This is a genomic window from Chitinophaga sp. 180180018-3 (assembly GCF_037893185.1).
In the GTDB taxonomy this organism is placed as follows: domain Bacteria; phylum Bacteroidota; class Bacteroidia; order Chitinophagales; family Chitinophagaceae; genus Chitinophaga.
This window is the reverse complement of the sequence record NZ_CP140772.1, coordinates 4117430-4131327: the sequence shown is the minus strand read 5'-3', so window position 1 is coordinate 4131327 and position 13898 is coordinate 4117430. Positions and strand designations below refer to the sequence as shown.

General features: G+C 48.3%; 8 protein-coding genes. All 8 read left to right on the top strand.

The genetic code is table 11. The features are described from left to right. Positions 1-183 precede the first annotated feature (183 nt). The 8 genes from UNH61_RS16230 to UNH61_RS16195 all read left to right on the top strand — a co-directional run bounded on the left by UNH61_RS16230 (position 184) and on the right by UNH61_RS16195 (position 13893). Positions 184-1680: a hypothetical protein gene (locus tag UNH61_RS16230; protein WP_326993017.1), complete on the top strand. Its 1497-nt coding sequence runs from the start codon at positions 184-186 to the stop codon at positions 1678-1680. 7 nt (positions 1681-1687) lie between these two features. Further along, positions 1688-3220 (top strand): sulfatase, encoded by a 1533-nt coding sequence (locus UNH61_RS16225; protein ID WP_326993016.1) that lies wholly within the window; start codon positions 1688-1690, stop codon positions 3218-3220. 271 nt (positions 3221-3491) lie between these two features. Further along, positions 3492-4040, top strand: coding sequence for an ORF6N domain-containing protein (locus tag UNH61_RS16220; RefSeq protein ID WP_326993015.1), 549 nt, complete (start codon positions 3492-3494; stop codon positions 4038-4040). Between the two features lie 116 nt (positions 4041-4156). Then, on the top strand, positions 4157-4765 hold the full coding sequence (locus tag UNH61_RS16215) for a sterol desaturase family protein (RefSeq protein ID WP_326993014.1): 609 nt from the start codon (positions 4157-4159) through the stop codon (positions 4763-4765). A gap of 117 nt (positions 4766-4882) precedes the next feature. After that, a complete protein-coding gene (locus tag UNH61_RS16210) occupies positions 4883-8107 on the top strand; it encodes a S41 family peptidase (protein ID WP_326993013.1) in 3225 nt (1074 codons plus the stop codon). 173 nt (positions 8108-8280) lie between these two features. Further along, positions 8281-8841 carry an RNA polymerase sigma-70 factor gene (locus UNH61_RS16205; RefSeq protein WP_326993012.1) on the top strand — a complete coding sequence of 187 codons (561 nt, stop codon included), beginning with the start codon at positions 8281-8283 and terminating at the stop codon, positions 8839-8841. Between the two features lie 92 nt (positions 8842-8933). Beyond that, positions 8934-10073: a FecR domain-containing protein gene (locus tag UNH61_RS16200; RefSeq protein WP_326993011.1), complete on the top strand. Its 1140-nt coding sequence runs from the start codon at positions 8934-8936 to the stop codon at positions 10071-10073. Between the two features lie 283 nt (positions 10074-10356). Further along, on the top strand, positions 10357-13893 hold the full coding sequence (locus UNH61_RS16195) for a TonB-dependent receptor (RefSeq protein WP_326993010.1): 3537 nt from the start codon (positions 10357-10359) through the stop codon (positions 13891-13893). The last annotated feature ends 5 nt before the right edge of the window (positions 13894-13898 follow it).

Below are 13898 nucleotides of genomic sequence, written 5' to 3'. Positions count from 1 at the left end.
AGTTATATGATCTGGTTTTCGGAAATTTAATAATCGCCAATTGTTTAATGCGAACAAAAAGAAATGCTGGCACCTAAGATTTTGTTCTGGCTATGAATATCAGTTAACGGGCAGATAGCGCTATACAGGCTTTTCGAATATCATTTCTTTCGATTTCTAAATTCTTCCCCTTAAACTTAAAGTATGAAGTACAAACTTTTACTATCCCTGGCTTTCCCATTGGCAGTGTTGACATCCGGTTGTTATAAAGCCTCCATGACCGATTTGAATAAGGCAGATGCAGCATCCCACAGTACTCAATCTGCCAAAATGCTGTTATCTGCTCCTAGTGTGCCTGTTACCTCTGTGCAGGCTTCCACGGCGCTCTGGCCTGTGTCGGCATTGAACGACGGAAACACTGCTACGATCTGGAGTTCTACACCGCGTTCCAGCGCTAATAATACGGAATGGGTCGCATTCTGGTTCGACACTTTTTATGATATCAATACAGTGAAACTTAATCTCCGGATGAATGCCGGAACAGCTTTGGGGTTTCCGGTGAATTTTTCAGTATACTGGTCGAATGGCCCCAGCTGGGTATTAGCAGCCACCTATACTTCTTACTATACTCCCCAGGTAGGAGAACTGTTGCTGCACCTTCCCGCAACGGTACATGCCAATGGTATTCACATTGTTGCCACCAGGCTTGGCCTGGACGATGTGGGGAATTACGTATTTCAGCTGGCAGAAGTGGGAGCGAGCCTGGATAATTCAGGCATTACGCCTCCATTTACCAGCGCCTTCAAAATAGAAACAGGATGGGATATCTATGCGCCGGGAGGCTACCGCTATGGCCCGTCTATCATGACACATGCCGATGGTTCTATCGATGCCTGGTTTGCGAGCTCGCCAACTATATCCGGCATATGGGATGAAATTGACTATCGCCAGTCTACAAATGGTGGAATCACCTGGACTGCCGACCAGGTGTCTCTGCGGCCTACTCCCGGATCCAGAGATCATTACTCCGTATGCGACCCTGGTGTGATTAAGTTTGGAGGATATTACTATATTGGGTATACCTCTACGGAAGACAGTCGCGGTGTATTCAACCATGCTTATGTGGCGCGCGCTCAATCGCCTTTGGGTCCCTGGGAAAAATGGAACGGCAGCGGATGGGGCGGCAACCCGCAGCCAGTAGTGACCTTCACAGGCAACGCAGATTCCTGGGGCGCCGGCGAACCCCGCATGGTAGTAAAGAACGATACGCTTTACTTCTATTATACCTGGACGGATGTAGGCATCAATGAAACCCGCGTAGCCACTGCCAGTGCGAGCAATGCGAACTGGCCTGCCAGCATGACTTTCAGAGGAACCGCTATCAACAAGGCTTCCATCGCCGGCGCCGATCGTTGTGATGTAAAGTACCGCGACGATCTGCAGAAGTTCCAGGCGATCCACACGGCATCCCGGCTCTCACCAACCAGTTACCTCGTATTATGGGAATCTTCGGATGGGATCACATTCACCAAAATATCAGAATTTCATGATTACCTCAAGCCTTATCTGCATAATTGCGGATGGAGTGGCGATGAGTTAGGACATATCAACCCTGCCAAACGGCAATATCTGTCATACGCCTACGGGCCGAACTGGGGGGCCTGGTATACCGCCTGGCATCCAATAAATTTTGTGCCTTAGCCATGCTATGAAACAAAGAGTTTTAATGTGCTTTTTTCTGGGAACGTTAATGCTTATTGCTACTGCGGCCCACTGTCAAAATAAAAACATAAAATCGGAAATATCGCACATTACTGCGGCTGCCGGTGGCGAAGGGATGCGTCACCGGCAAATAGCCGCATCCCGCGGAAATATGCCGGAGCTATCTTCGGCAGAAAACAGGCTTCAACACAAATGGCAGGCGAAACCTGTTCGTACACGACCTAACATTATTTTCCTGCTGACAGATGACCAACGCTGGGATGCGATGGGAGTGGCTGGTAATCCTGTTATCAAAACACCTAACATGGATAAGCTGGCCAGCGCCGGAATTTATTTCCGGAATGCTTATGTCACCACTTCTATCTGCTGTGTTAGCAGGGCCAGTATCGTCACCGGCCAATACGAATCCAGGCATGGTATCCACGACTTTGCCACCAATCTGTCTGCCCGGGCTTTATCACAAACCTATCCGGCCCTGCTTAAAAAAGCCGGATACAAAACCGGATTTATAGGAAAGTTTGGGGTAGGAAAAGATTTCCCGGATCAGTTATTTGATTTTTCGGTGAATACCGAAGCGGGCGGCAAAGGGCAGCCAGATTATATTACCCGCGATGCAAATGACCATGAGATCCATGACACGGATACACTCGATCATGCTATTCTCCGTTTTTTGGATCAATATGCAAATGTTCCTTTTTGTTTGTCAGTAAGCTTCAAAGCACCACATGAACAGGATGGGTTACCCCCTGAATTTATCATTCAGCCCCGGTATAAAGAATACTATAAAGAGGTGGTGATTCCGCACCCTGTTACCGCAGCTCCTGAATATTGGAATAAGCTCCCCGCGTTTCTCAAAACCGACAGCAATCTGGCCAGAATCAGGTGGAAAGGGCTGTTTGGTACAGATCAGTTATACCAGGAAAATGTAAAAAACTACTACCGGCTGATTACCGGTGTAGACGACGTATTGGGTGATATTGTGAGGAAACTGAAAGCACTTGATATCGATCAAAACACCATTATTATTTTAATGGGAGACAACGGTTTTTTTCTTGGAGAACATGGAATGGAAGGTAAATGGTATGGTTATGAAGAATCCATCCGCGTGCCACTGTTTATCTACAACCCTCGCTTTCCGGATAAAATAAGGCAAACCCGCCCTGATAAAATCGCACTGAATATTGATATAGCTCCAACTATTCTTTCAATGGCAGGTGTACCGGTTCCCGCACAGATGCAGGGCATGAATTTGCTCGGCCTCATGCAAAATGATATACCTGAGCGGAACAGTTTCTTCTATCAGCATTACTTCCTGGGAGGATATCAAATTCCTCAAATGGAGGGAGTGGTAACTAAAAGCTTTAAGTACATGAAGTTTATTGAGCATGGCGATGAAGTGCTGTTTGATATAAAAAATGACCCGCATGAAACAACGAACCTCGTTTCAGTGGCGAAGTATAGAGAGGTGCTTAATATGCTTCGGAGGGAGTATATGAAATTGAAGAAGGAGAGTTTTTGAGTGTTAGAGAATTAATCAAATATATAGCTGGTTTGAATTTTTTAGACATTGAGAGTATGTTTTAATATAAATTTCTTTACTTTTAGAGTTGTTGAAAATTGTCTATCCGATTTTTAACAGAGAATTCTCTCCCAAAGTTATTGTACCGCCTATAAATAAATTCGTTTGTTGCCTATCGTTCCCTTCCAACTGTATACTCACGAAACACAGGTGGTTACCGCGAGTGATCGATTACCAGATATTTTACAAAAACGATAAAATTATATACTATATGACAAAACCCAAGGCACACCCTTTGGTGCCAGATGAAATTGTGACAGGCAAGATCTATTTCGTCAGAGGCCAGAAAATAATGCTGGACCGTGATCTTGCAGTACTATACGGTGTAGAAACCAAACGCCTGAAAGAGGCCGTTAGAAGAAACAAAACCCGCTTCCCTGGCGATTTTATGTTTGAAATGAACGCAAAGGAATTAGAAAATTGGAGGACGCAATTTGCGTCCTCCAAACAAGATCGCCAGGGCCTCCGTTATGCGCCATTTTGTTTTACAGAACATGGTGTTACCATGTTGTCCTGTATCCTGAACAGTGAAAGGGCAATAGCCGTCAATATTCAGATCATCAGGATTTTTACGAGAATGCGGGAGATCATACTAACGCACAGAGATATTTTACTGAAGCTGGAACAGCTGGAAAAGAAGACTGCTGGCTACGATAAGGATATACAGTTAATCTTTGAATACCTTAAAGAATTACTTAACCCGCAACAGGAACCGCGTAATATGATTGGGTTTACCCGGCATTACAAAACAACGGAATAAGTCATCCCACCTCAACCCCATTTTCCCCCACCTCAACCCAAAAATCCCCCAACTCATCCGCCAATAAATGGATAAAACCCGCAATCACCCCAACTTACATCCCAATCACCGCTTATATGAAATTCGAAAAAGTACATAACAAAGGCCAGGCCCAACTATTCAGCAACCGCTATCTCGAGTTGCTCACGAAAACCCATCCGGCCATCATTTTCGGTATTTACCTGCCTGTCATCGGTTATATGCTCTATTACAGTGCTACCACGTTGCAGTACCCGGGATGGAGGATCGTATTAACTTATATAGGAGCCCTGTTCTGCTGGACGCTGTTCGAGTACCTGGCGCACCGGTTTATTTTTCATTGGGTAAGCGAAAATCCCATTGCAAAAAGAGTTACCTACACGCTGCATGGCAACCATCACGAATATCCACGGGATAAGCAACGCCTGTTCATGCCGCCGGTACCAAGCCTGCTCATCTCTTCATTTCTCTTCACCATCTTTTATCTCCTGATGGATGATAACGCATTCGTGTTTTTCCCGGGATTCGTATCAGGCTACCTGGCTTATGGCAGCATGCATTATGCCATCCACGCATGGGCGCCACCTTTCAAATGGCTGAAACCATTGTGGCGAAACCATCACCTGCATCATTACAAAAACGACGATCTGGGGTTCGGGGTAAGCTCCACACTGTGGGACCGTATATTCCGCACTATGTTCAGATAGTACCTTTGTTAATCTTCATCTGCCATTTATCATTATTAGGGTTGACAAAAATACAGGCATTGCTTATTTTACCCTGTCAGCATTTTGCTGAGTTTAACAACAGATCTGATATCGCTTATGAAGAAGTTATTATTCGGATGTGCAGCCATGCTGATGGCTGCCACTACCTATGCCCAGGAAAATGCCCTATGGTTGCGAAATCCGGCTATTTCCCCGGATGGTAGCACAATTGCTTTCGGTTATAAGGGAGATATTTACCGGGTTGATACTAAAGGAGGCGTAGCAGTGCCGCTTACCATCCATCAGGCACATGATATGATGCCTGTCTGGAGCCACGATGGGAAGTATATCGCTTTTGCGAGCGACCGTTACGGCAACTTCGATGTGTTTGTAATGCCCGCTACCGGTGGTACGCCGGTAAGACTAACCACCAACAGCGCCGGCGACTTTCCCTACGATTTTACGCCCGACAATAAGCAGGTGCTTTTTGGAAGCATACGGAATGCTCCCGCTACAAGTGTAAGGTTTCCTTATCGTTTGTTCAGGAACATGTATACCGTTCCGGTAACAGGCGGCAGGCCGCTACTGATCAGCGCTGCCGGCACCGATGTTGCTCACTACAATGCTGCCGGTAACAAAATCATTTTCCAGGACCGCAAGGGATATGAAGATCCCATGCGTAAACACCACATCTCTGCTGTAACAAGGGATATATGGGTCATGGATGTGGCCAAAGGTACCTACGAAAAGGTATCAGAATACGCCGGAGAAGACAGAGAACCGCTTTTTGGCAGTGGCAACACCATCTACTATCTCAGCGAGAAGGGTGGCATCTCCCAGAACCTGTTCAAGGCGTCGCTGTCGGATAAAAACAGCATGCAGCAGCTGACCAGCTTCTCCAAACACCCGGTGCGTAACCTGTCTAAATCAGATAATAATACACTTTGTTTTACCTATAACGGGGAAATATATACGCTGAAAGAGGGCGAACAGCCCCGTAAACTGGATGTCCGCATTTTCAACGATGGCCGGGCGGCCACTGTCAGGAATATCCCTGTCAGCGGTAACACTACCGAATTTGCGATGAGCCCCGATGGCAAGGAAATGGCCTTTGTGGCCAGAGGCGAAGTATACGTGACCAGCGTGGAAGGCAATATGACCAAACGTATCACCAATACGCCGCAACAGGAAAGAATGGTGCGCTGGTCGCCCGATGGTAAACGCCTGATCTATGCTGCTGAACGCAACGGCAACTGGGACATTTACCAGACCACCAAAGTACGCAAGGAAGAACCCTACTTCTTTGCCGCCACACTGCTGAAGGAAGAACCGTTGATTGCTACCGCTGCGGAAGAGTTTCAGCCGGTGTTCTCCCCCGACGGGAAAGAAATTGCGTATATAGAGAACCGTAATATCCTCAAAGTATTTAACATCGCCTCCGGTAAAAGTCGTACCCTGCTTCCCGCCGGACATAATCATTCCTATGCCGATGGCGACTGGAGCTTCGAATGGAGCCCCGATGGAAAGTGGATCGCGGTAGACGATCAGCAGGGATATTTCGACCGGGCGAATGTGGCCCTGATTCCGGCCGACGGCAAAGGTGAGGCCATCTATCCGGTGAAGAGCGGGTTCGGTGAATACAACAGCAAATGGGCGGACGACGGTAAGATGCTTACCTGGACCAGCAACCGGGACGGCCGTAAATCTCTCGCCAAACAAGGCAGCCGGGAAGTAGATATCTACGCGGTTTTCTTCGACCAGGATACTTACGATAAATTCAAATTGTCGAAAGATGAATTCAACCTCCTGAAGGAGAAAGATGCTAAGCCGGGTAAGGACTCTGCTGCTAAAACCAAAGATTCCACTGCTGCTAAAAAAGGCTTTCAGCCCGATTTCAACGACCTGGAGAACCGGAAACTGCGGCTGACCATCAACAGCGCTTCTATCGGTGATTATGTGCTGAATAAAGACGCCAGCAAGCTGTATTACATGGCCGCCTTTGAAAAAGGATACGACCTGTGGGTAACCGAACCGCGTACCCGCGAAACAAAAATCCTCGCTAAACTGGGCGGTACTCCGGGCGATATCGCACTCAGCAAGGATGGCAATACACTTTTTGTCAGCAACCGCGGCAGCGTGGTGAAAGTGGAAACCGGCAGTGGAAAAATAACGCCGGTAGCTATCAGTACCGAACAGGCACTGAATGAAGATGAAGAACGTAAATATATTTTCTGGCATGCCTGGAAACAGGTGAAAGAGAAATTCTATGATCCTACTCTCCGCAACATCGACTGGAAAATGTATGGCGATAACTACGCCCGCTTCCTGCCGCATATCAGCAATGGCTACGATTTTGAAGAACTGCTGAGCGAACTGCTGGGTGAACTGAATGGTTCCCACACCGGCGGCCGTTATGCCCACCAGGCCGAGGGTGGTGATGTGACTGCTTCCCTGGGATTGTTTTATGATGAGACGACAGCCGGCAACGGACTGAAAGTAACGGAAGTCATTGCAGGCGGACCATTCGACAGGGCCGAATGTAAATTAAAGAAGGGAGATGTTATCGAGAAGATAGATGGTGAAGCTATCACTGCTGATGCAGACTGGGCGACACTGCTGAACCGTAAAGCCGGGAAAAATGTACTGGTAAATGTGTACAACCCTGGTACCAAAGCCCGTTGGGAAGAAACAGTAAAACCTATCAGCGCAGGAGAGGAAAACAACCTGCTGTACAAACGCTGGGTAAACACCATGCGCGATATGGTAGATCGCCTGAGCAATGGCCAGGTAGGCTACGTACATGTGCAGGGCATGAACGATGCCAGCTACCGCTCTGTTTATGATGAAGTGATGGGACGCAACAAGGATAAGAAAGCGCTTATCGTCGACACCCGCTTCAACGGAGGCGGATGGCTGCACGACGATCTGTATAGTTTCCTCAGTGGTAAGAAATATCTTGATTTTGCACCGCAGGGCGAAAAGGTAAAAGGCGGAGAACCTACAGGTCAGTGGCAGCGCCCCAGTTGTGTGCTCATGAGCGAAGGAAACTACAGCGATGCTTTCATCTTCCCATATGTTTACAAACAAGGTAATATCGGAAAACTAATCGGTATGCCGGTACCGGGTACTGGTACTGCAGTATGGTGGGAAACACAGATCGACCCCACTATTGTATTCGGTATCCCGATGGTAGGCACTATCGGCAAGGAAGGCCGGCCAACAGAAAATATGCAGCTGGAGCCGGATATTCGTGTACCATTGAGATATGAAGATTTCCTGGCAGGTAAGGATACTCAGCTGGAAGCTGCCGTAAAAGAAATGCTGACAGAAATAAAACAATAACAACTAACAAAGAAGTATAGCGCCGCGGCATCCAGTCGCTGCGCTTTTTTATGCGCAGCAGGCATTTTCCCGCGCAGCTTGTTTATCTTCCCCTTAAACCTTAGCTTTACTGTGCAAGCGATTATGAATGCAATCAACCAACCGGCGCCTATAGCAACGATATATAAACCAACATGATGAGAGATTACGCCTGCCATGACGATGATGAGCTGGTTCAGTTAATGAGTGAGAACGACCACCATGCCTTTACCGAGATCTACAACCGGTATTGGAAACGTCTTTATGTATTGGCGTACGACCGCTTACGCTCCAGGGAACAGGCAGAAGATGTTGTGCAGGACGTATTCACCGGCTTATGGCAACGCCGGCAGCAGTCGATCATCCGCTCACTACCCGCTTACCTGGCCACTGCCAGTCGTTATGCAGTATTTAACCTGCTATCCCGCCTCGCTCCCGTGACGAACATGGATGCTATGCCCGAATCCCTGCACGCCATCACCGATGAAACCGCCCAGCTGAGATTCCTGGAACAGTCGATGAATGAACAGCTGCACCTCCTGCCCGAAAAATGCCGCCTTGTTTTTAGCTACAGCCGTAACCGGGGATTGAGTAACAAAGAAATAGCCACCGAATTGCAGATCTCTGAGAAAGCGGTGGAAAAGCATATCACCAAAGCCTTGCAACGATTACGGATACAGTTCCGTAACTATTTCCATTCTTTCTTTTCACTATAACAAAACAGGGGCAAAAAAAATTTTCCCTCGAGGTAGGGTGGAGGCGTCAAATTCCGACTATACTAATAGCAACCTGTAAATTCTAATGGTACATGGACAAGAACAAACTGGCCATATTGTCGAAAAAATATCTTGCTGGTCTGGCCAGTGAAGAGGAAAAAGCCCTCTTGCTGGAGTGGTATAATGCTTATAATGAGCAGGAACTGACCGCTGAGATCGAAGCTGCCGGCGATGAAGCAGAAGAAACGCTGAAAGCCCGTATGTACCAGCGTGTAGCGGCTGTTACACAGCCCGCGGCCACAAAGACGGTACCGTTATGGCGCAGACACTGGAAAGCGGCTGCTGCGGTATTAATATTAATTGGCACCAGTACCTGGTATTTGTGGCCGCATACCACAAAACCACGGCCCATGGCAGCAAAGCCTGCGGTGATCACCCCGGGAGAAGATAAAGCCACGCTGACGCTGGCAGATGGTTCCGTGCTGAACCTCGACAGTGTGAGCACCGGCCAGCTGGCATTGCAGGGCATGCATGTGCTGAAAACGAGCAAAGGCCAGATCGTTTATAAAGACGACCACACCACCACAACGAACGGCTACAACGTGCTGCGCACGCCCCGTGGCGGCCAGTTTAAAGTAACGTTGCCCGATGGTACAGACGTGTGGCTGAACGCTACCTCTTCTGTCAGTTACCCCACTTCGTTTGCTAAAAGCGGAAGGAAAGTAACCGTAACAGGAGAAGCATATTTTGAAGTAGCCAGCGATGCGTCATCGCCGTTTGAAGTAAAGGTGAATAATGTAGATATCCTGGTATTAGGAACACATTTTAATGTCAATGCCTATGAAGATGAGAAAGCTATCCGGACCACACTGCTCGAAGGGGCCGTGTTGGTAAGAACATCGGCCGCCTACGGGCATCTGGAGCCCGGTCAGCAGGCGTCTGTGGCTGCCGGAAGCAATAACATCGAATGGCATAAACATATTGATGTCAACAATGTGATCGCCTGGAAGAATGGCTACTTTTCTTTTGAAAATGCCGATATACCTTCTGTGATGCGGCAATTGGCCCGGTGGTACAATATCGATGTAACTTATGCAGGTGCCATACCGGAAGGAGATTTCACAGGGGAAATAGGAAGGTCGCTTACACAGGAACAATTGCTGAAAGTATTGGCCCAGGCCGGAATCAGGTGTAAGATGGAGGAGGGAAGAAAACTGGTAATATATCCGTAACCGTGTATCATTAACCAACCATAATTGTAAACAGTAGCCGCCATTACAAACCATTCAGGAGGCGGTACAGCGGCCTGACAGCCAGCTATCCGGTAATATCAGGTTATGAAAAGATAAGGTCCACCGGACCCGGGAGCCTTATGTTCATCCATGAAAAAACCTGGTGCACAGGATTGGCGTCCGCACCAGGTTGGATCAATGGTTAACCCTAACAGGTAAGCTTTTCACCGCCCTTATAAAGGGAGGATGAGAAACATTTGTCAACCAAAAACCAATCTAAGGTATGAAAATTAATGTTGTTCGCAACACACGCGGGCATCGTCCCTTATCCATCTGCATAAGGGCTTCGGTGAACCAACCGCGCATCACCAAAATCTGGAGAGCAATGAAACTGACCGCCCTTTTTTTAACGGTACTGGCATTACATGTTTGCGCCAGTGTGAGATCGCAGACTGTCACTCTTTCCTGCAGGAACATGCCACTGCAACAGGCATTTTCCATCATCAAACAGCAAACTGGTTTCGTGTTTTTTTACAGAAGCAGCGATCTGTCGGATGTGCAGCCTATCACGGCTGATATCCGGCAACAACCGCTGAAAACAGCACTGGAAAAGCTGTTGAAAGACCGGCCGCTAAGCTTTGGCATCGAGGGCAATACTATCGTGATTGCCCGCAAAACCGCATCGCTCGCAGAGGTGGCGCCAGCCGAAGCGTTGCCCGCTTCCCAGGACGTAACAGGGAAGGTGGTCAATAAAAAAGGCGAACCGCTCCCGGGAGTAACGGTACGGGTGCAGGGAACCAATATCGCAGCTATCACCGATCAGGGTGGTTATTTCACCCTGCACGGCGCAGATAGCCGTGCCGTGTTGCAGCTTACCTGCGTGGGATATGAGGCCCAGACCGTTGCGCTCAAAGGCAAGGCGAAGATCGAGGTACAGCTGCTGCCCAGGATAGATGATCTGAATCAGTATGTGGTGGTAGGTTACGGCAGTACCAAAAGAAAAGATCTTACCGGTTCAGTCGTTTCAGTGAACGTAGAGGAAGTGAAAAATGTACCCTACGCCAGTATCGATCAGGCGCTGGCAGGGAAAGCCGCAGGCGTTCAGGTAGTTCAGGCCGATGGTTCGCCCGGAGGTGTAGCCAAAATACGCATCCGCGGAGGTACTTCCCTGTTGGGGGGTAACGACCCGCTCTACATTATCGATGGCGTGCAGGTCACCATTCAGAACAGGTACATCCAGAACCAGGCAGAGGTGGTGAATCCCATCGAACGCGGCGGGAACGATGATCCTAACAATGGGGTGGGGGGCTCCTTTTCCCGCGGCCTGAACAGCCTGGCCGGACTCAATATTTCTGATATAGAAAGTATAGATATTTTGAAAGATGCCTCCGCAACGGCCATCTATGGGTCAAAGGCTGCGAATGGTGTCATCATCATCACCACAAAAAAAGGTAAGCTGAACCAGAAACCTATACTGGAAGCGAACTATTACGCAGGCATGAGCGCGCCCATTAAAGAGAAGCTGCTGAACGCCACTCAATATGTGAACATATTACAGGAGGCCGCCCGTAACCTCAATGCCGCTAAAGCAGCCGCCGGAGAAGACCCGGATGCCAAAGCCACAAAAATTATCGAACACCCGGAAAGCCTCGGCACTGCCAATACCGACTGGCTTAAGCTGGTGCTCCGCAATGCCATTTCACATAACGCCGATATCTCTGTAAGAGGCGGTGGTAGCGGCTCCCGCTACTATACCTCTCTCGCCTATACGAAACAGGATGGCGCTGTGAAAGGCACCGATTTCTCCCGCATTTCCGGTAAGATCAGTCTGGATAACGAGATCACCAGTAAGCTGCGCATTATCACTAACCTGGATTACGGATTTACTAAAAACAATATCACCAACGGCATCTATCCGGCCGCTATGTTTGCTCCGCCTACATTGCCAGCCTATAACGCCGATGGCACGCCTTATCGCTTCCTGGGCTCGCAGATCGGCGGATACGATTACCGGGGATATCAGAGCCCGCTAGTGCTGCTGGATGGTATCAACCAGGGGAAAACGGCTTCTATGATAGGTTCGCTTTCGGGCGACTATGATATCCTGAAGGATCTGAAATTCAGAAGTACGCTCTCTGTCAACTATAACAACTATCACCAGCTGAACTATGTGCCCAGCAGTGCGGTCGTAACATCGCCGGAAGGAGTGGGCAACTCTAACGGAGGTACCGGCTCACAGGCGCAGAGCGAAGACGTGAACCTCTTCTTCGAAAATGTAGTCACCTGGGATAAGCAATTCAATAAAAACAATCGCCTGAACCTGGTTGCGGGCACGTCGTGGCAGAAATACCGCTTCAATTCCTTCTCCGCCAGCGGTCAGGGTTTTCCGGACGATAAATTTCTCAACAACCTTTCGTCTGCAGCCATTGCACTGCCACCTACGGGCGTTTCCGGCCAGAATACGTTGCTTAGTTTTTACATGAGAGCCAACTACGCGCTGAAGGAAAAATACCTGCTCACCTTCACCGGCCGTTCCGACGCCTCTTCGAAATTTCCGGCACATAACCGCGTAGGGTACTTCCCTTCCGGTGGTGTTGCCTGGAGAATATCTGAAGAGCCTTTTATGAAAAATGCCAAATGGGTTACTGAACTGAAACTCAGGGCCAGCGCCGGATACACCGGTACGCAAAATTTCGGCGATTATCTCTATTATACGTTATATACACCAGGGTCCTACGGCGGCGTGAATGCACTGATACCTACACAACTGGGCAACAATAAGATCAAATGGGAATCCACCCTGCAAAAAGACCTGGGCCTCGATTTCGAGTTGTTCAATTCCCGGGTGAGAGGGGTGATTGGCTATTACGAGAAAATCACTACCGGCCTGCTGCTTTCTTCACAACTGGCGCCTAGTTCATCTTACAATACCGTAATCGCTAATATCGCTACTATCAGCAATAAAGGGCTGGAACTGGATCTGCGGGCCGATTTTATCAAACACAAGCAGTTCCAGTGGACAGGCGCCCTGAACATTTCCGGTAACAGAGCCAAAGTAACGGATATCAATAACGATTTCGGTGATCCGAATAACACGGGAGATGCTTATTTCAATAGTAATACCATCGTGAAAAAAGGAGAATCATTAGGACTTTTCTACGGCTACAAGCAAACGGGCATCATTCAAAATCAAAAGCAACTGGACGATTATAAAAAAATATTTACCTACTATATGTATTTCAATCCCTACCTGGGCATAGGCGATCCGATGTATGAAATGGGCAGTGATGGCTTCTTCCAGAAAACGGTAGTAGGGCATGCACAACCAAAATTCTATGGTGGATTTACCAATACGTTTACGTATAAAAACTTTAACCTGATCACGCTGCTGACGTATTCCTACGGAGGGCAGATACTTTACCTGGCGGATATTCAGAATAAGTACACAGATAGTTATACGAACCGGGGGGCGAGAATTTTACAGCGCTGGACGCCGCAAAATCCGGGATCTGACCGTCCCCGTTTGTTGCTGGGGAATTTCCCGTCGGGAACCAGCAGTTCCGATGTATACGATGGCTCCTACATCCGCCTGAAATCGATCACGCTTACATATCAGCTCCCGGCAAGGGTGGCCGGCAACCTTCATATCAGGGAGGCGAGTGTTTATGCATCGGCTACTAACCTGTTCACGATCACGAAGTATCCCGGGCCTGATCCGGAGGTCAGCAATAATCCGTATAGCCTGATCGATGGCGCCAGCGATGTGAGCACTTTCCCGACCGTAAAACAATACAACCTGGGTATCCGCTTTGGATTTTAAATCTG